The organism is Christiangramia flava JLT2011 (assembly GCF_001951155.1).
GTDB lineage: Bacteria > Bacteroidota > Bacteroidia > Flavobacteriales > Flavobacteriaceae > Christiangramia > Christiangramia flava.
In genome coordinates this window covers 2,600,989-2,619,362 of sequence record NZ_CP016359.1, presented here as the reverse complement: position 1 = coordinate 2,619,362, position 18,374 = coordinate 2,600,989, and the positions used below count along the sequence as shown (strand labels likewise).

The window sequence follows — 18,374 nt, the reverse complement described above, 5'->3', positions numbered from 1 at the left end:
TCATTCCAGAAAAGCCAGGGCTACAAAAATGCAATAGCCGGCAAATAAAATGAAACCTTTATATTTTCCCATTCTGAAGCGCTTCGGAAGAAACGCCAGCGGAGTGAGAATGAAACCAATCCCGATCATCCAGAACATATCACTGGTCAGGATTTTGCTTGATTGCACCACGATGGGCTGAATAAGTGCCGTAATCCCTAAAACTGAAGCGATATTAAAGATATTCGAGCCGATCAAATTCCCCAGTGAAATGGCTTTTTCCTGCTTGAATGCCGCGATAAGTGAAGCTGCAAGTTCAGGAACACTCGTTCCCACGGCGATCATCGTAACCGAGATCACCCGTTCGCTCACCCCTAATTGCGTGGCGAGGTCAACTGCACCTTTTACCAATAGTTCTGATCCTCCCCACAAAGCTAAAATCCCGATAAGCAACCAGATCACAATCTTAAAACTGCTAACGGTTTTCAGTTTTTCGTCTACTTCTTCAGCCACCACATTGTCTTTTTTTCGGGATCGTCGTATCAGGAAAAACAAGTAAACAGCCAGTCCTGCCAGCAGGGCGATTCCTTCTACTCGAGACAGCATTTTATTGCTGGAAAGGAAAAAATACAACACGATCGAAAACGCCATCATAACCGGCCAGTTGATTCGGTAGAAATCCCGGTCTATGGTTAACGGACTGATCATCGCGGTTATTCCCAGCACCAGCCCGATGTTCGCTATATTGGAACCAATGATGTTTCCCAGGGAAATATCAGAAAAACCGGTAAGTGCGGCCTGTAAACTTACCAGCAACTCCGGAGCTGAGGTCGCAAATGATACCACGGTCAAACCAATCACCATTCTGGAAATATTCATTCGGAAAGAGAGTGCCACCGATGAACGGACTAAAAATTCGCCTCCAATTACCAGGAGAACAAAGCCAATAAGGAGGAAAACAATGCTCATAGACAATTTTTGAGCAAGATACCATTATTGTATGAGCTTTAAAATTGGTTTATACATTCCGAATAACTATAATTGTAGTTATAAATCCGGATATGAGGTCAAATTGGTATTTTTCGGTAGTCTGCCTCCTGCTATTCTTCAGTGGAATTCAGGCACAAACTTCCATAACGGGAAGAATATTTTCAGCCAAAGATTCCAGTTTTGTACAGGGAGCCTCGATCTATTTTGACGGAACCAGTATTGGAACTTCCTCTGGTCCTAATGGCCATTTCGCGTTAAACCTGAAAGATCACATCACTTCCGATATCATCATCAGTTCCGTGGGTTACAAAAGTATCGCACTTCAGGTAGACAGCCAGCATAAAGCAGTTCGTTTCAGCGTGTATCTGAAGGAAAGTGAAGAAAGTTTGCCAACCGTTTTCCTGGAAGATGATCCCTGGTCCAGGAAAAAAAAGCTGGCTTATTTCAAACAGGAATTCCTGGGTGCTGGTAGCGCTGCCAAATCCTGCAAGATCTTAAACGAAGACCAGCTGGAGCTTACGTACAGTCCCAGTTCTAAAAAACTACGGGTCTACAGCAATGAACCCCTGATTGTTCAAAACGATTACCTTGCCTATAAATTACAGTACGATTTATTGGAATTTGAAGCAGTATACAGCGCGTCTGAAATAGCTGTGGAAGTCTATTACGCCGGTACCAGTTTTTTCCAGGACCAGGAAAAGCTTCGGAAAAAACATCTAAAAGCACGGGAAATGAGTTACGCCGGCTCCAGCCTGCATTTTATGAGAAGCCTGAAAAATGAGGAACTTTTACATAACCAATTTCAGCTGTATAGCGATGACCGCGAACTATTCATAAAGGATGTTTTTGAGTTAAAAGAGTTTCCAAATTACACACAGGTGCTGCCGCTGGTGAACAATATCCGTATTCGTTTTCGACAGCATTACTGGAGTTTCCTGAAACTGGAAAGTTCTTTTATCATAGATGATTACGGAAATTTTGCACCTCCCCGCGCACTCACGTTTGGTGGTGATATGAGCGCCAGAAGGGTTTCCACGATGTTGCCGCTGGATTATCCCTCGAATTAAAAACTACATTTATAGTTTACAAACTATTTTTTTCGTTATATTTGAAAACATCATTAATCCCTACAGTCCAAAATGGAAAAATTAACCAATAAAGAAGAAGAGATCCTAAGGGTGCTCTGGAAAATCGAAAAAGGTTTTGTGAAAGAGGTCCTGGCTGAGATCAAAGATCAAAAGCTGCATTATAACACCGTTTCTACCATCATCAGGAACCTCGAGGAGAAAAAATACGTGGGTCATAAAGCCTTCGGAAAAACCCACCAGTATTATCCGCTGGTTTCCAAGGAGCAATATCGCAAGCAGTTCATGAATATGGCCACCAAGCGATTTTTCGACAATAGTTTTAAAAGCGTGGTTTCCTATTTCGCAAAGGAAGAAAAAATAAGTGCCGAAGAACTCCGCGAAATTCTTGATATTATTGAAAAAGAGAGAAAATAATGGAAAACCTGCTCATTTATCTGCTGAAAAGCGCGGGAATTCTCGCCATTTTCTACCTATTGTATCAACTATTACTGCGGAAGGAAACCAGTTTTGAAACAAACAGATTTTTCCTGTTAGGCGGGATGATCGCAGCAGCTATCCTTCCCGGCATCTATTTCACCAAGACGGTCTTTATCCAAGCCTCGAAGCCCGTATTTACTAATTTTACTGAATTCCCCGTGGAAAATGTTCCACTGGAAGCCAGTTTTGACTGGTGGCAATTTGCCGGACAACTCTATTTAGGTATCACGGCAATCTTTTTAGTCCGCTTTTTGATCCAGCTGGCTTCAGTCTTAAAACTGATCTACGGTCAGCGTATTGAAAAACACGGTGATTACAGCTACATCCAGGTTTCCAAAAACAAGTTGCCGTTTTCCTTTTTTCGATACATTGTCTTTGACCCAAGCAATCACCCGGTTAGGGACCTTCAGCTAATTTTAGCCCATGAAGAGGCTCACGCCCGGCAATACCATTCCGCAGACATTCTAATCGCCAATATCCTGAAATGTGTCTTATGGTTCAATCCCTTCAGCTGGCTTTACCAAAAAGCGATCGAACAAAACCTGGAATACCTCGCAGATCGTGAAGCGGTAGCTTCCGAAGAGAACATCAAAGCCTACCAGCATGCGCTGGTAAAAGTCTCGGTTGCCAACTTGCAGCCGGCACTTACCAATCATTTTTATCAATCATTTATCAAAAAACGAATACTTATGCTCAACAAAAAATCATCAGATTCCAATCAGGGCTGGAAGATCAGCTTGGTAGCTCCCCTCCTGCTCGCTTTCATGCTTATTTTCAATGTGAAAACGGAAGCGAAGATCCTCAACCATGCAGAAAAAGCACCCGTTATTTCGGCAACTAGTACAGAAGTCACTATCACCAGCGCTACCACCAGGGATGAGCTCAAGGAAATTGAGCAAACCCTGAAAGAATATGATGTGGTAGTGCATTTTCAGGATCTTAATTTTGCTGACGGAAAACTTACTTCCCTGAGCGTAGAGTATAAAAACCTTAAAAACGGAGCCTCTGGCAATATGAAGTCTTTCGACAAGAATGGTATCAATCCGTTTGTGCTGTATATCTCGGAAAATGGCGAAATTGGGACGCGCCAGCTGAAAAGCCCCGCTCGAGTTCAGAAAATTGCAGTTCAGGAACCTAAAACAGAGACAAAACTTGGAGAAGATCCGCTTTATGTGGTTAATGGTAAAACTTTTACCGCCAAAAAGCTCAAAGGTAAATACATCGCTTTGCAATCAGCCTTTCAAATTCTAGATCCAGAAAAGGCTGTTTCCAGATATGGCAGGAAAGCGGCGAATGGTGCCGTAGTAGTTCGAAATGGTTCCATCATCAGGGACATGAATAAGGAAATGAAGAAGCTGCAGAATGAGGAAAGCTATAGTAGGAACTATATTTCTATTGATGATCAAGGCAAACCAAACCTGATGAACCTGGATAAAAATCATTCTGAGAATAGCCTGGCCATTTTTAATACCGACGAGAATACACCTGTTAACATCCAGGGAAAGGCAGGGAATGTACTCTTTGTGAGCAGTCAGTCTCAGGATGATCCACTTAAACCCATTACTGTCCAGGGGAAAGCGACTCCAGGAGATTCGGTTTATCTGAAAAGCAGTAAGACCGTTTATTGGAATAGTGATTCCGGTAAAAAAGGAACAAGGTACATCGTTCGAAATTCCAACGACACTGTAGCGCCGGTTTACCTCAGGATTTCACAAAACAATCAGAATGTTGTTGCCTACCAGACGGGAAACAGCACTTCCCAAGCTGTATCGGGAAATGTTCAAATTGGCCAGCATACCAATAACAAACCCTTGTATATCATAGACGGTGTGATCGTAAAAGATTCGGAGATCAACGAAATGGAACCTTCTGAAATTGCAGCGATCAATGTGCTGAAAGGCGAAAAAGCAACCACCAAATATGGCAAAAAAGCCGAAGATGGGGCTATTGAGATCCATACAAAAGGTTCCGGTTATCAGGTTAAAACCGGTGCCTCGAACGCGGTCGTATTCGGTTTGCAAAAAACTGATACCGATTCAAAACTCGAAGAACTGAAGATTTCCATCAATGAATCAACCGGCCTGGAAGTCTCTTTCAGCAACATTCAAAGAAATGCTGATGGTGAGATCACTGGTATTTCGGTTAGTGCCAAGAAGGATGATCAGAAGGCCAGCGCTTCTTATAGCAATAGTAACGGGATTCCGGATATTATGATTGGTTTTTCAGATAAAAAGGGGATCTTCATTCGCAATCGCTGATCAGATACAATTTGAAAAATTTAAAAAGCCGCTCCTTAGCGGCTTTTGTATTTCTCTAACAGCCTACAGCTGAATATTTTGATATATTTGAAGAAATGCGCTTCCATGAAGAAAAAGATCTTTCAGACACTTTCCAGGTTCAATAAAAAAGTTCTGCCCAGTTATTCCAAACAGCGACTGGATTTGCAGAAAGCTTCCAAGCTGCAGATGGCCATTATCGGCTGGAAACTCTGGGTCACCAAAAACGCGATCGATCAATAATGCATCAAAGAGTGAACCGTGCAGGCTTTCAATTGCTCCTGCCCTCTTAAGAAATCAAGTTCGATCAGGAAATTACAAAGCACGATCTCCCCACCACATTTTTCAATAAGTTTACAGGTTGCCGCCGCCGTTCCGCCAGTGGCCAGCACATCATCATGCAACAGCACCTTATCGCCGGGCTGGATCGCATCCTTATGAATTTCAAGGGTATCGCTCCCGTATTCCAGTTCATACTCCTGTGCATGGGTGGAAGCCGGCAGTTTCCCCGGTTTTCTTACAGGTATAAAGCCTGCATCCAGTCTTTGTGCAAGAAGAGTGGCGAAAAAGAAACCCCGGGATTCAATTCCCACGACCTTATCAATTGGCTGCTGCCCTATGTTTTCCAAAAACTGCTCCAGGGCCTGGTTCACCGCTTTTGGAGCCAGTAACAACGGGGTAATATCTTTATAGATTACTCCCTTCTTCGGAAAATCAGGAATATCCCTTACAAATTCTTTTAATTCCATTTTAAACGCTTACTGCATGATTTAAATACTGGCGAAAAGGTAAAATCTCCAGGTAATATTTCACAAGTTTTTGCTGAAAATCGGCCGAAAATATCTCTTTTTCGGTAAGATCCCTGGAAATCACAAAACTCCTTCGTCTTAGATAACGAATAAAGCGATGATCTGAAGCATATGCTTTTGGGCTTGTTTTCAACGGATCGATCTCCAGCATTTCCCCGAAAGTCTTTTGAAATGATGGTTTTTGCAAGATCTTTTCCAGTTCTTCCCCGTCATAATCTATCGCAGCCCGGATGCTATCCAAATATTCTTTCTTCGGTTTATAAAAGCCTCCGGCGATAAAGCTTTCATTGATACCCAGGTGAATGTAGAAGTCAGAAGCTCCCGGTTTTTTATCCAGTCCTGCGCCAAAATGATCTTTATAGATGGGCTTATTGGGATGAAAAAGCAGGTTATTATTGATTCGGTTCAGGGCTTTTTTAGCCCCCGTCGTGGTATAATCAGGATCAACCTGAGCGAATTTGATTTCCAGCTGTTCCAGCCAGTGCAGGTAATCGTCCCGCAAGGACTGGTATTCCTTACGGTGCTCGTCCATCCATTCTTTATTATTATGATTGTTTAGCCGGTGAAGAAAATCGAATAATTTCCTGAAATCCATGTTTTTGATTTCAAGGTACTAAAAATACTGTTTATGAGATTTTCAGAAAAACTCCTCAAAAACTATTAAATAATCTGAATTTCAAGCTTTTGCATCAGTAATATTTGAAAAACGTCAATATTACCAGAAAAAGAAAGCTATATTAGCCATTGCCTAATCATTAAATCACCAGTCATGAATTACATACAACTGGGCGATTTTATACATATTCCGGAAACGGAAACCGCGCCTCTTAAGGGAAAAACGGGTATAAAATTCAACTATTACCTATCCAGTCGTATCAACGGCCAACACGTTGATCTGGACATCACCACGAAATTATTCGATGGTGAACAGATGTATATTCGCAAGGCTTGTTATCGCGTGAAGCTGGGTGAGATTGAGAAATGCGTGAAATACAACCTAATCGATCATATGAGATATCTTGGGTTGGAGGAAAAAAGTTTACCAGCTTCATTGAATTCTACCAGTATCTCTAGTGGCGCATTACAAATTTCAGATTCCTGAGCTTATTAGTGATTGGGAAATTTTCTTTTTTGGTTTAACCCCGCTTGGCAGCGGGGTTATTTATAGAAAATCACCTTGCGCGGCTTGCTTCAAACTAATTTTAAGCTACCAAACAGAAAAGATAACTGGCTGCCTGCCGCGTGCTTCTTGATCATGTCATTCGTGGCCCACTCAATCTCCACTTTTTTACCGTGGAGCAGCGCCCGTTGCTGTACCACATACAGCATAAAGAACCCGCAGGTATCTATGCTGGAAATGTCATTAAGATCCAAACTTACCCCTTCGTAAGTATCTAAAAGATCATCAATTTGTTTTTCAACTTCAGAAACGTTCTCTGAGTTAATTTGACCATTCAATTTTACTTGATGCCCTTGAGTAAAAATCTCTATCATAATTCACATACTTGTCAGCTAAAAAAGTACGACAAGCTTGCGGTGTAGGGCGCCCCAACTTCAGAAGTATATTCTGAGTGTCGTACTTATCCCAAATTTAACTCGCAATTCAAGGTTTTTTTATGAAAATTATATGAGCGGTGGCGTTTAGATGATAAGCGGTAAAACCGGTAAGATAAACAGTCTAAAGACGGTTGAGTCGTTCCATTAGCTGTGGCTTGAACCGCCTGCTGATGGGAACAATTTCCTTTCCAATCAGGACACTGTTATCCTCGATATCCACGATCTTTTTGAAATTGATAAGATACGAACGATGTACCCTCATGAAGCTTTCCTGCGGAAGTTTGGATTCGATCTTTTTCAGGCTGGAGTAGGTAATGTGATTACCGTTCGTGGTTTTGATCAAAATGAAGTTGCCCTTGGCTTCGATGATTTTAATATCCTCAATATCAATTTTAATGAGCCTTTTCTCACTCTGAACGTAAAGCTGCTCATTTTCAGCGTTTTCAGCGCTTTCTTTCTGGTAAACTTCCCGGAGTTTTTTTTCCTTCCGCGCTAACTTTAAAGCCTTTTGAACAGCAATTTAAAATCGTTCTTTCTGGACTGGTTTAAGCAAATAATCCACCACGTTTTCATATTCAAAAGCCGTAATGGCATGTTCTTTATCTGCAGTTACCAGTATGACCGCGGGCATAGTTTTCAGGGTCTGAATAAAATCAAAGCCACTGAATCCCGGCATATTCACATCCAGAAAAATAAGCTGCACGTCCTCATTTTGATTCAGAAAACGAATAGCCTGAAGCGGACTGTTAAAAGTCCCTTCTAACTGAAGATCTGGTATGTTCTCTATAAGCTGACGCAGCACTACGCGTGGCAGTTCCTCATCATCTATCACGATACATTTCATTATATGCAACCGTAGTTTACATATCTGAAAGACAGGCAGATTAATCCCAATGATGCCCTACTCTCATTATATGGATTAATATTCTTACAATAATTCATCCCAAGTTATGAAAAATTGTAGGATATCTTTAAAAATTAACGCTTAAACCTGATAATTTTTTAAGTGGATTGTTCCTGCCGGTTGAGACCGGTTCGTTGCATGGTTCCCCACTTCTTTTTACCACGGAGAAGGTCAATATTTCCTTTTACGGCTGCAAACATCACAAAGGGATGGAAAAAAAGTGGTTCTACAATAATCGTCGCCAGCAGCTTGAGAATGTATTTCGGTTTTTTGTACTGCTGAAAGGAATATTCCTCAAAGAATAAGGCTGTAATGGAAAATAAGACGGCAAATGAATAGACCGTTATGAAAAATATGAGGTATACTACCGGATCGATCCCACTGAAAAACAAAAGAAAAAACACGTAAAAAATCCCGAGGAATTCAATGAGTGGTGCCATCCATTCAAAAAATAACCAGTAAGGCACACTTAGCATTCCGAGTACCTTGTATTTCGGATTAAAAAGCATCTTGCGGTGAATGTAAAGGGTTTCCGCAGTACCACGGGTCCATCGGTTACGCTGGCGGTGCAGGATCTTCCAGCTTTGCGGCACTTCTGTCCAGCATAAAGGATCTGGTACAAAACCAACGCGATATTTCTGCTTTTGTTCACGCATCATCCGTCGCATGCGAACCAGCAATTCCATATCCTCGCCAACCGTACTGGCATCATAACCACCTGCTTCGATCACCGTTTCCTTATCAAACATCCCGAAAGCGCCGGAAATGAGCAATAATCCGTCTAAATGGGACCATGCCATTCTCCCCATCAGGAAAGCACGGAAATATTCAATGATCTGCGCCCTCGCCAGGAAGGTGTCCGGAAGTTTGATATCTACCAGCCGGCCATCCTCAATAATGCAATTATTCGCCACACGAATTATTCCACCCGAAGCGATCACTTTTTCTTCACTATCCAGGAAGGGTTTGATCAGCTTCAGCAAAGCATCCTGCTGTAACACGCAATCTACATCTATACAGCAAATGATCTCATGGTCAGCACAATTGATCCCGGCGTTCAGGGCGTCTGCCTTTCCGCCGTTTTCCTTATCAATAACCTTGAGATTCTTAAAAGATTTGTTTTTTGAGCGATACACGCCCCTGACCTCTTTAGTGGGAACGAACTGGTGGTAATAAAATTTATCGGGTTCCAAATCGTATTTTTTGATCAGTTTTTCGAGGGTGCGGTCCTTGCTCCCATCATTGATGATGACGATCTCAAAATTAGGATAATTCAAATTGAGCAGCGAACGCACATTTTCGGTCACGTTCGTTTCTTCGTTAAAGGCGGGTGCTAAAATAGAAACTGAAGGCAGGTCTGAACTTTGCAACAACGGGGTTTCCGTTTGGAAACGAATTCTTCTTTTATAATCGCGAATTTCCAGGAAGGAGAAAATGGCCGCAAGTGTATACCCCAGACAAATGACGATTCCAAAAATTAAAAATAGCCAGTTGGCTATTTCTACTATTTGATATAATTCCAATACAGCAATGTTTGTGCCCCCGTTCGTTCAAAAACTAAATATATAATTTTTTAGATTCTTTCCGCAGGCTATTGGCCAAATTGAAGTGTAAAACCCGGTTTTTATAGTCGGTTTCCGGAATTAACCCCACCAGATTCTGAAAATCTCCCAAACTGTATTTTCTTTTCAGGTTTCTGAGAATGTGGCTTCGAACCGAGGCTTTTTCCAAAGGCAGTTTTTGTTCAATACGTTCACTCAGTTCCGGGTATTCCAGTTTTGAAAGGCTTTCAATAGCAGCGATGCGCAGTTCTTCACGCTCGCTCTCCAAAAAAGGAAGAATTTCCCCAATGCTTTCGAACTGGTTATACTCCGCAATCATTTTTAAAGCAAAAATCTGTACACTTTCCAGTGGATGCTCGAGGTATTCCCCAAATTCCGGGATGACGCCCGTATACTGAGTATCCATACAGTCTTTGATATAGATCTGCTCAAATACGCTCAATGGCTTATCTACCTGATGAAGAAAGGATAATGGGTTTTCCTGCGCCATATTAATGAGGTAAAAGATCGCCTGCTGCCTGATATCTTTCCTGGTTGAATTGGTGTGTTTCACTACGTGCTCGCGCATTTCCTCCAGTTTCAATTCGGAAGAAATGTAGATCGATTGTGCCACATCGTACCACAATTTACTTTGCAATTTATGCTGAACGTATTTCTGAAGTCGCCAGGCGTAAAAGAGTTTTCTCAGTAATTCCAGGCTTTCACCCTTGAAATTATCCACGAACTCCATGATCACCTGCACGGCGGTTCGCAGCTGCAGGTTGTTTTGTGGCTGGTGAGCTTCTATTGCCTGTTCATCATTAGGATTTTCAAAAAGATACCGCATCATAAAATCTGACAGGATCTCCCGCCGCTTCTGAATTTTACGGTTTTCTCTCAGCTTCTGATACCGCATGTAAAGGATCGTTCCCACCAGCAATAATGCTACAAGGGAAAAGAACACTGAGAAAAATAAATTCACGTGCAGGATCAGTTCGCCGTTGGAAACGGTGTTAATATAGTCATTCAAAAGCAGGTTATTTTTAGTTTGGGGCTAACCTTAATCTGCGTTTCTTAAAGATCTTTTTACTCTCAAAGAAAGTTCATTTGGGTTAAAGGGCTTCGTTATAAAATCTTCCACTCCCAGATTAAAGGCATCCATGATAATATTCTCCTGTTTCGAAGTGGATAGCACGATAATGGGAAGGTCAGGGTCTTTTTGCTTTGCCTGTTCGATCAGCTGTAAGCCATTTACGAACGGCAACATCAAATCTGTAAGCAACAAATCTATCTCGTTATTCTCCATCAATTCCACTCCCTGGCGGCCATCCTGTGCTACCAGCACTTCATAGCCTTCCTGCCGAAGCTTGAATTCAAGAGATTTCACGATCATCGGGTTGTCTTCTACCACCAATATTCTTTTCATAGTTTTTCATAAATGACTCCCTAATTGGGAGGTGATGGTTTCATAGATCCTCCTGAGTTCTGAAAGTTGAAAAGGGATATTTTCCTGCTGTCGATGGTAAGTCAACGCATCACAGATCGCCGGAGCTTCCTGATTTTCCAGCATTTCGTAGGAAGGTTTTATCGCATGCGCGATTCCACCTACTTTTTCAAAATCTCCACTTTCAAACGCCTTTTCTGCCTCGTCGAGGTTCTTTTTCACCGAGTCTACAAAGATCTGTAAAGACTGCAATATAAACTCCTGGTTATTATCTGAAACCTTTTTAAGATAATTTAAAGAATAATCTTTTGGTTGGCTGGTTTGCTGTAATTGTTTGAGCAGCTCCTGAAAATCGGTATTTTGAAGATCATCGTCGAGCAGGGTAAAACTTCCCTGTTGCTCTGGCAACCGATCTTCGTCCCCCGTAAACCGATACAGATACAAAGGCACACCAAGGCTTAATTCCTGGTGGATAAAAGAAACGGTATCCTCTGTACTTACAGGTGCCACCGGATGTTCGATAAGAATAGCGGAAACCTCGTTCATTTGCAGGAACTGGATTGCTTCTACACTATTGGAAAGCTGTAAATACTGCACGTTATCTTTTTGCAGTTTATCGACTAATTCATTGTTTTCGTCAGCCGAGCTTATATACAGCAATGAAACTGGTAATTCGTTATTCATAGATCATTAAACAAACAGTATGAACCATAAAAATAAGCAATTTCCTCACCGAACCGGAAATTCTTCCAGGTTTTTCCGTGTGGAAATCAGCTACAAATAAATAAAATCCAAATAGAAATCAGCTGAAAAACCCTGATTTTCAATAGGAATTATTGCTTCTTACGGCTTTTCCTTAATTAAAAATTTAAATATTACCTCTTTAACATCCTCAAGAACGACGGGCTTTGTAAGGTAATCGTCCATCCCGCGGGCTAGATATTTCTCGCGCTCATTCTTCAGGGCGCGTGCGGTAAGAGCAATGATCGGAGTGTGAGAATTTTCTTTCTCAATTTTACGAATTTCTTCCGTAGCCTCCAGTCCACTCAGAACGGGCATCTGTATATCCATAAAGATCAGGTCCAGTTTATTTTCCCGAAATTTCTCGATGGCCTCCTCCCCGTCTTCCGCAGAAATGATCAACGCGTTCGGCACTACTTTTTGAATGATGGTATTGGCCAGGAAACGGTTTACCGGGTTATCTTCCACGATCATGATCCTGAATTCTTCAGCGGTATTCTTAAATTCCTCTTCCGGAATCACCGCTTTGACATTTAAAGGCTCTTCAATATTTTCAATCAGTTCATATAACTGCGCGATCTGGATAGGTTTGGTCACATTAAAAGCCACATCCAGCTCCTTGCAGGATTTCTGGATCATCTCATCTTCCGTAGAACTATGTAAGAGGATCACGGGAAGCTTATCGGCATCCAGCTGATAGTTGTTCCTGATTTGTTCAATCAGGCCAATTCCGGTGAGATACGGCATATTGAAATCGATGATGGCCAGATCAAAATCCTCGTGATCCTTCAGTTTGTTCAGCGCATCAATTCCATTTGGGCTCAAAACGGTCTCAATCTTATTCACTGCGAGCATTTGCTTCAGAATTTCCCTATTATTATCATTGTCATCCACAATCAATACTTTGCGAATGTCTTTAATAGGTCGGGTCTCAAAGTTGATCTCCTGTTCGGTCCTGAGTTTCACATGGAAATAAAAAGTACTGCCCTGGCCCAGGACGCTGGACACATTCAGTTTGCTGTCCATCAAATTCAGGAGTCGGTTACTAATGGTCAGGCCAAGGCCACTTCCACCATATTTCCTGGTTGTTGAAGCATCTTCCTGGTCAAAGGCGTTGAAGATCTTGTCCAGGTTTTTCCGGGCAATTCCAATTCCCGTGTCCCGAATTTCAAATTTAAAGACCACTTCATCCTCATCATGATCGAGATTGGTAGACAGTACACTTAGCGAAACTTCTCCCTCGTGGGTAAATTTCACCGCATTTCCGAGCAAATTGATCAGGATCTGCCGCAAGCGAACGGCGTCTACATACACATATCGCCTGATGTTTGGCGAAATCTGCAACAACACCTCCAGGCCTTTCTGGTGCGCCTGGTGCTTGATCATATCTACGGTTTGCCCGCAAAGCTGGATCAGATCGGTTCGTTCCTCGCTCAGCTCCAGTTTTCCGGCTTCGATCTTGGAGAAATCCAGGACATCATTGATCAAATCCATCAAGGTATTTGCGGAATTATTGATCGTTTGCATGTATTTTTCCTGGGAAGTGTCCAGGCTGGTTTGCATGAGAAGGTCTGTAAAACCAACGATCCCATTGAGCGGCGTCCGGATTTCGTGACTCATATTCGCCAGGAATTCAGATTTTGCCTGGTTCGCGGCTTCCGCTTTTTTGCGCGCTTCTCGCAGGGAATATTCCATTTCCTTTAAATTGGAAATATCAATGGCCACTCCTAAGAATCCGGTGATGGTATCTTTATGATTTTTGATGGGCGTAATGGCCAGTTTTACCGGGAAAGTGGAGCCATCCTTCCTCTTATAGGTCCACTCTGCATCGTAAAATTTTTCCCGATGCTCATCGCGTTCCTTGATCTCTTCATCGGTATGAATGGCGAGAACATTCATTTTTCCTACGACCTCTTCCGCAGTGTAACCTAAAAGATTTTCTGCCCCCTTGTTGAACTTCTGAATCACGCCGTCCAGATCGGTTTCCATGATCGACACTTTGGTGGTGGCATCCATCAACCCCTGGAATTCATCCAGACTCTTCTGAAGCGCCCTTTCCGAAAGGATCCTTTTGGTAAGATCGGCAATTTGACCGATAAGGTACAAAGGTTTACCCTCGTCATCCACGATCACCGAAACATACAGCATGCCGTAGATGATCCTTCCCGACTGATGAATAAAACGCTTTTCTACACTGTAAGTCTCAATCTCAAGATTGATCAACGCCTGCAACTGCTCGGAATCTTTTTTCAGGTCTTTAGGATGCGTTAGTTCGCTGGAACGTTTATTCACGAACTCTTCCTTCGTGTAGCCAAACATGTTGGCCAGGTTCTGGTTCACCATCAGCCATTCGCCCTCCATGCTTACCACGCCCATCCCGTTTGGCGAGTATTCAAAAGCGCTCATGAAGCGTTTGGCATTTTCATTGGCCTTCATCTGCAACTGCATGCGCTCGGTAATATCTTCTACCTGGCTAATGATCAGGTCTTCCATCCCGGCTTCTCCTCTTACGATGGAGGTCGTTAGCCTGCACCAGATCTCCTCACCGGTTATTTTGAAGAATCTGGCTTCCATCTGGTAATTTTCGATCTCCCCATTCACCAGTTTTTGGCGATATCTCACCGCTTCCTTAAGGTAATTAGGATGGATCAGGTCTTTAAAGGTGAGGTTCAAAGCATCATTCAGCTCTGCTTCTTTGAAACCGAATATTTTCAAACTCGCCGGATTTGCCAGGATCAAATGACCTTCTATATGCACCAGGATAATTCCCAGTGAGGAATTCTGAAAGATCTTTTCAAACCGTTCCCGGGTGGTCTTATACTGAAGTTCAGCTATTTTCTGGCGATTGATATCCTGGAAAGCACCATACAAACGCACGCATTTTCCTTCCTGAAATTCGGGTTTTCCCATGGCACGCACCCAGATCTCCTTCCCTTTAGCCGTTACCAGAAGCAATTCAGCATCCCAGGATTTCCCGTTTTCAATAGCTTCCTGTACCAGCCCGGAAATCTTGTCCCGGCTCCAGCCCTCTTTGTAGAAATAGATGCCCTTTTCCAGATCGGGCACAAAATCGGCCGGAACCTCGTGGATCTCCTTGGTCATCCGGGTCCAGGATAGCTTCCCGCTCACCAGGTCCAGTTCCCAGCCCCCCACTCGGGCCAGCTCATTGGTTTCATTGAAAATCTTGATCAGGTCCTGAAAAGATTCTTGTTTATCACCCGGGTTCAGTTTTGCTTCGTATCGCTGAAAACGGTATAAAATGCCGGTTCCCTGGTGAAATGCCACTTTTTGGACCATGACCCGCACCAATAATCCGTTTCCGTCACCCGATGGAAAACGTTTCTTGAACTGGAATTCTTCTTTGTGAATATTTGCCCTCACATCTTCTAAAACTGAAAGCGCTTCAGCTTCCAGACTTTCTCTTCGGCTATGTTCGTCTTTATTTCCGTAGCCCATGAAATTCCAGAAGGAATCACTGATCCACAGGGAATTTTCCTGAAGCTCAGGTTGCAACCAGATGCCACAAACAGGCATGGAGGTAAGCTTGTTCAGCAGCGACGGATTTTCAGAAATAATCTTTTCGCCCTGCGAAAGAGGTAGTAGCTGAAGTAGTGGCATTCTTTCAAGTTATGTTTACCGAAAATAAGGTTTTTCGTATAGCGTTCCCAAAATTTTTATTTAAGAATGCCTGTTTACAGGATGAGCGGAAACTTTTCGGCTGGTCATTAAATCCCCGAATCGTATGCAATCGATTGTTTAAAACGTTTGGATTTTTGTAATTTGATCTCCAAATCTTCGAATTACGATCGCTCATGAGTTCCAAATTTCCTTTCGATACATTCCGCCTTTCTGGTCTCGTTATACTTTGCATTTTCAGCTTTTTGATTGCTGAAAAAGGAACTGCGCAGAATAAACAGGCCGATGCAGTACGGCAGCGAATTTCGCTCAATAAAGACTGGAAATTCTTTAAATATGAAACGAACGAGCAGACTGATAAGCTTATTTATGAGGCAAGACCGGCAGTTGAGGATGTTCGGGATGATAAACCGGCCGATTCCAAACCTACGGAGGCTGTTACAACCCAGGCTTCTGAACATCAGCTGAAGGCCTGGATTCTTCCCAGCGGAAACGATTTTCTGAAAGATTCCGAAGGAAAGTTCAAACGCCCCGAAGGAAATCCGGGTGTCGATTTCCCGTTCGTGCAGCCTGGATTCCAGGATGAAAACTGGGAAAAAGTGAATGTACCTCATGACTGGGCGATCCAAGGCCCCTTCATGGAAGGCTGGGATGCTGAAGTGGGCGGCGGTATGGGAAGATTGCCCAGTCCCGGTGTGGCCTGGTACCGAAAAAAGATCAACTTGACCCAAACCGATTTGAAAGGCTCCATTTTCCTGGACATTGACGGTGCCATGTCATACGCCATGGTCTGGCTGAACGGCAAACTGGTTGGCGGCTGGCCCTACGGCTATTCCTCCTGGCGCCTCGATCTTAGCCCCTACGCCCGGGAAGGTGAAAACCAGATTGCGATCAGGCTGGACAACCCGAATTACTCCTCGCGCTGGTATCCTGGTGGCGGAATTTACCGAAACGTCTGGCTGGTCAAAACCAATAAAATTCATGTAGCGCATTGGGGAAGTTTTGTTCGAACGGAAGAAGTCACCAGTAATTCCGCGAAACTGAAGCTGGATATCCAGATAGAAAATGATTCCGAACACGCCGAAAATATCCAGGTAAGCACCCAGATTTTTGAATGGAATGACGGGGTAGCCGAAGCAGATCCGGTAGCTGAAATACCTGTTGTTTCCAGAAAGATCGAAGCGCATTCCACACAAGAATTTTCAGAAACCATCACTATTACCAAGCCCAAATTATGGGGTCCACTTCCGCAGCAGCGCCCAAACCGCTACCTCGCCCGCACGATCGTTAGAAAGAATTCTGAAAAAGTAGACGTATATGAAACAAATTTCGGCATCCGTTCCGTAGAATTTGATGCCACAAATGGTTTGCTGGTGAACGGCGAAAAGATCTACATTCAGGGAGTGAATCAGCATCACGATCTTGGTGCCCTTGGCGCGGCTTTCAATAAAAGTGCAGCCCGCAGGCAATTGCTGAAATTACGGGAAATGGGGGTGAATGCCATTCGTATGGCGCACAACCCGCCAGCTCCGGAATTGCTCCAACTTACTGATGAAATGGGATTTCTCGTGGTAGATGAAATTTTCGATGGCTGGCAACGGAAGAAAAATCCGCATGATTTTCATCTCATTTTCAACGACTGGTACCGGCAGGATATTCGCTCATGGATTCGGCGCGACCGCAATCATCCTTCGATCATCCTCTGGAGCATTGGGAATGAAGTTGGGGAACAGTATACAGGCGAGGAAGGCGCCCAGCTGGCTCACAAATTGAGAGCGCTGGCATATGAGGAAGATCCCACTCGGCCTACCAGTGCCTCGATGAACTATGCTAAACCTGATATGCCATTTTCTGCGGAAATGGAGGTCCTGAACCTGAATTACCAGGGAGAAGGCATCAGGAATGCGCCGGCTTATGCACATTTTGATGGAATCAAAACCCCACCGCTTTACCCCGATTTTCAGCAGAAGTTTCCGAAAAAAGCCATTATCAGCAGTGAAAATGCCGCAGCCCTTAGCAGCAGAGGCACATATATCTTTCCTGTTTCTGAAGGAATCAGTGCTCCGGTAAGCGATACTACGGGTGGTGACCCCATTCACCGCTATGTGAGTTCTTATGAATTATACACCGCGCCTTTCGGCTCTTCGGCTGATAAGGTTTTCAAATCGCTGGACCAGCATCCTTTCGTTGCAGGTGGTTTTGTATGGAGCGGTTGGGACTACCTTGGCGAACCCACTCCCTATTACCTTTCCCGCAGTTCTTATTACGGCATCATAGACCTGGCAGGTTTTAAAAAAGATCGCTTTTACCTTTACCAGGCCCGGTGGCGTCCTGATTTTCCAATGGCACACATTCTTCCGCACTGGAACTTTCCGGAGAGAAAAGGAGAGTTGACACCGGTGCACATTTTCACGTCGGGTGATGAAGCGGAACTGTTCTTAAACGGAAAATCATTAGGCAAGAAGAAAAAAGCGGAATACGAATATCGTCTGCGCTGGGACTCGGTGCGTTATGAGCCCGGTGAACTGACGGTCATCGCTTACAAAAATGGGCGGAAATGGGCGGAAGATACCGTGCGTACCGCAGGAAAAGCTGTAAAATTGATCATCAAACCGGAAAAGGAGTCTGTTCAGTTTGAGGAAGAAGAACTGGGATTTTTGGCGGTCAAGGTACTCGATGCGAAGGGAAATCCTGTTCCTACAGCTGCAAATCTTATCACTTTCAGCGTGGAAGGCCCGGCAGAGATCGTCGCTACTGATAATGGTGATCCTACTGATATGACGGCGTTCCCTTCAAAAAGCCGGAAGGCATTCAGCGGAAAAGCGCTGGTGATCATCAGGCCTACAGGAAAAGGAAAGATCAGCATTTCGGCAACTTCCGAAGGCCTGGAAACAACAACGACACAAATTCTATCTCAATAAATTTTAAATCT

Annotated in this window: 18 protein-coding genes; 7 read left to right on the top strand and 11 right to left on the bottom strand. The window is 43.5% G+C overall.

The features are described from left to right. Positions 1-948 carry a calcium/sodium antiporter gene (locus GRFL_RS11330; protein WP_083644724.1) on the bottom strand — a complete coding sequence of 316 codons (948 nt, stop codon included), beginning with the start codon at positions 946-948 and terminating at the stop codon, positions 1-3. Positions 949-1,040: 92 nt separating this feature from the next. Between GRFL_RS11330 and GRFL_RS11325 the strand changes: the two genes are divergently transcribed. From GRFL_RS11325 to GRFL_RS11310, 4 genes are all read left to right on the top strand, one after another. Continuing rightward, a complete protein-coding gene (locus tag GRFL_RS11325; RefSeq protein ID WP_083644723.1) occupies positions 1,041-2,036 on the top strand; it encodes a carboxypeptidase-like regulatory domain-containing protein in 996 nt (331 codons plus the stop codon). Positions 2,037-2,108: 72 nt separating this feature from the next. Then, complete coding sequence (locus GRFL_RS11320) at positions 2,109-2,471, top strand: BlaI/MecI/CopY family transcriptional regulator (RefSeq protein WP_083644722.1); 363 nt, start codon at positions 2,109-2,111, stop codon at positions 2,469-2,471. Beyond that, positions 2,471-4,792, top strand: coding sequence for a M56 family metallopeptidase (locus GRFL_RS11315; protein ID WP_083644721.1), 2,322 nt, complete (start codon positions 2,471-2,473; stop codon positions 4,790-4,792). Before GRFL_RS11320 ends, GRFL_RS11315 begins: the two co-directional genes overlap by 1 nt. Positions 4,793-4,897: 105 nt before the next feature. Continuing rightward, on the top strand, positions 4,898-5,053 hold the full coding sequence (locus GRFL_RS11310) for an SsrA-binding protein (RefSeq protein WP_083644720.1): 156 nt from the start codon (positions 4,898-4,900) through the stop codon (positions 5,051-5,053). Here the strand turns inward: GRFL_RS11310 and GRFL_RS11305 are convergent. Both GRFL_RS11305 and GRFL_RS11300 read right to left on the bottom strand, forming a co-directional pair. Then, positions 5,047-5,559 carry an adenine phosphoribosyltransferase gene (locus tag GRFL_RS11305; protein WP_083644719.1) on the bottom strand — a complete coding sequence of 171 codons (513 nt, stop codon included), beginning with the start codon at positions 5,557-5,559 and terminating at the stop codon, positions 5,047-5,049. The genes GRFL_RS11310 and GRFL_RS11305 overlap by 7 nt on opposite strands. Before the next feature lies 1 nt (position 5,560). After that, complete coding sequence (locus GRFL_RS11300) at positions 5,561-6,214, bottom strand: DUF2461 domain-containing protein (RefSeq protein WP_083644718.1); 654 nt, start codon at positions 6,212-6,214, stop codon at positions 5,561-5,563. Between the two features lie 174 nt (positions 6,215-6,388). Between GRFL_RS11300 and GRFL_RS11295 the strand changes: the two genes are divergently transcribed. Next, a complete protein-coding gene (locus tag GRFL_RS11295; protein WP_083644717.1) occupies positions 6,389-6,721 on the top strand; it encodes a hypothetical protein in 333 nt (110 codons plus the stop codon). An 89-nt stretch (positions 6,722-6,810) separates the two neighbouring features. Here the strand turns inward: GRFL_RS11295 and GRFL_RS11290 are convergent, their stop codons facing one another. Next, the gene (locus GRFL_RS11290) at positions 6,811-7,113 is read right to left on the bottom strand and encodes an STAS domain-containing protein (RefSeq protein WP_083644716.1); all 303 of its coding nucleotides are present in this window, start codon (positions 7,111-7,113) and stop codon (positions 6,811-6,813) included. Positions 7,114-7,297: 184 nt separating this feature from the next. Then, entirely contained in the window at positions 7,298-7,522 is a 225-nt protein-coding gene (locus tag GRFL_RS18360) for a LytR/AlgR family response regulator transcription factor (protein ID WP_341475773.1), read from the bottom strand. On the opposite strand from GRFL_RS18360, the gene GRFL_RS18355 reads away from it, so the two are divergent. Beyond that, positions 7,427-7,672, top strand: a complete 246-nt coding sequence (locus GRFL_RS18355; protein ID WP_341475749.1) for a hypothetical protein — start codon at positions 7,427-7,429, stop codon at positions 7,670-7,672. The genes GRFL_RS18360 and GRFL_RS18355 overlap by 96 nt on opposite strands. 24 nt (positions 7,673-7,696) lie before the next feature. On the opposite strand, the gene GRFL_RS18350 is transcribed toward GRFL_RS18355, so the two are convergent. The 6 genes from GRFL_RS18350 to GRFL_RS11260 form a co-directional block, all read right to left on the bottom strand. Continuing rightward, on the bottom strand, positions 7,697-8,020 hold the full coding sequence (locus tag GRFL_RS18350; protein ID WP_341475748.1) for a LytR/AlgR family response regulator transcription factor: 324 nt from the start codon (positions 8,018-8,020) through the stop codon (positions 7,697-7,699). A gap of 158 nt (positions 8,021-8,178) precedes the next feature. Further along, on the bottom strand, positions 8,179-9,603 hold the full coding sequence (locus tag GRFL_RS11280; RefSeq protein WP_083644715.1) for a glycosyltransferase family 2 protein: 1,425 nt from the start codon (positions 9,601-9,603) through the stop codon (positions 8,179-8,181). Between the two features lie 34 nt (positions 9,604-9,637). Further along, complete coding sequence (locus GRFL_RS11275) at positions 9,638-10,651, bottom strand: HEAT repeat domain-containing protein (protein WP_083644714.1); 1,014 nt, start codon at positions 10,649-10,651, stop codon at positions 9,638-9,640. Between the two features lie 30 nt (positions 10,652-10,681). Continuing rightward, positions 10,682-11,047, bottom strand: coding sequence for a response regulator transcription factor (locus GRFL_RS11270; protein WP_083644713.1), 366 nt, complete (start codon positions 11,045-11,047; stop codon positions 10,682-10,684). Positions 11,048-11,053: 6 nt separating this feature from the next. Beyond that, positions 11,054-11,749: a hypothetical protein gene (locus tag GRFL_RS11265; RefSeq protein WP_083644712.1), complete on the bottom strand. Its 696-nt coding sequence runs from the start codon at positions 11,747-11,749 to the stop codon at positions 11,054-11,056. A gap of 159 nt (positions 11,750-11,908) precedes the next feature. Further along, positions 11,909-15,424 (bottom strand): PAS domain S-box protein, encoded by a 3,516-nt coding sequence (locus tag GRFL_RS11260; protein ID WP_083644711.1) that lies wholly within the window; start codon positions 15,422-15,424, stop codon positions 11,909-11,911. A 194-nt stretch (positions 15,425-15,618) separates the two neighbouring features. On the opposite strand from GRFL_RS11260, the gene galB reads away from it, so the two are divergent. Further along, complete coding sequence (galB, locus tag GRFL_RS11255) at positions 15,619-18,363, top strand: beta-galactosidase GalB (protein ID WP_083644710.1); 2,745 nt, start codon at positions 15,619-15,621, stop codon at positions 18,361-18,363. Positions 18,364-18,374 lie beyond the last annotated feature (11 nt).

What these genes read in the sequence shown, in the direction of transcription:
- GRFL_RS18355 (WP_341475749.1), top strand. Translation starts at nt 7,427, where the DNA reads ATGTACCCTCATGAAGCTTTCCTGCGGAAGTTTGGATTCGATCTTTTT.
- GRFL_RS11270 (WP_083644713.1), bottom strand. Translation starts at nt 11,047, where the DNA reads ATGAAAAGAATATTGGTGGTAGAAGACAACCCGATGATCGTGAAATCT.
- GRFL_RS11315 (WP_083644721.1), top strand. Translation starts at nt 2,471, where the DNA reads ATGGAAAACCTGCTCATTTATCTGCTGAAAAGCGCGGGAATTCTCGCC.
- GRFL_RS11265 (WP_083644712.1), bottom strand. Translation starts at nt 11,749, where the DNA reads ATGAATAACGAATTACCAGTTTCATTGCTGTATATAAGCTCGGCTGAC.
- GRFL_RS11320 (WP_083644722.1), top strand. Translation starts at nt 2,109, where the DNA reads ATGGAAAAATTAACCAATAAAGAAGAAGAGATCCTAAGGGTGCTCTGG.
- GRFL_RS11325 (WP_083644723.1), top strand. Translation starts at nt 1,041, where the DNA reads ATGAGGTCAAATTGGTATTTTTCGGTAGTCTGCCTCCTGCTATTCTTC.
- GRFL_RS11310 (WP_083644720.1), top strand. Translation starts at nt 4,898, where the DNA reads ATGAAGAAAAAGATCTTTCAGACACTTTCCAGGTTCAATAAAAAAGTT.
- GRFL_RS18350 (WP_341475748.1), bottom strand. Translation starts at nt 8,020, where the DNA reads ATGAAATGTATCGTGATAGATGATGAGGAACTGCCACGCGTAGTGCTG.
- galB (WP_083644710.1), top strand. Translation starts at nt 15,619, where the DNA reads ATGAGTTCCAAATTTCCTTTCGATACATTCCGCCTTTCTGGTCTCGTT.
- GRFL_RS11290 (WP_083644716.1), bottom strand. Translation starts at nt 7,113, where the DNA reads ATGATAGAGATTTTTACTCAAGGGCATCAAGTAAAATTGAATGGTCAA.
- GRFL_RS11260 (WP_083644711.1), bottom strand. Translation starts at nt 15,424, where the DNA reads ATGCCACTACTTCAGCTACTACCTCTTTCGCAGGGCGAAAAGATTATT.
- GRFL_RS11330 (WP_083644724.1), bottom strand. Translation starts at nt 948, where the DNA reads ATGAGCATTGTTTTCCTCCTTATTGGCTTTGTTCTCCTGGTAATTGGA.
- GRFL_RS11305 (WP_083644719.1), bottom strand. Translation starts at nt 5,559, where the DNA reads ATGGAATTAAAAGAATTTGTAAGGGATATTCCTGATTTTCCGAAGAAG.
- GRFL_RS11300 (WP_083644718.1), bottom strand. Translation starts at nt 6,214, where the DNA reads ATGGATTTCAGGAAATTATTCGATTTTCTTCACCGGCTAAACAATCAT.
- GRFL_RS11295 (WP_083644717.1), top strand. Translation starts at nt 6,389, where the DNA reads ATGAATTACATACAACTGGGCGATTTTATACATATTCCGGAAACGGAA.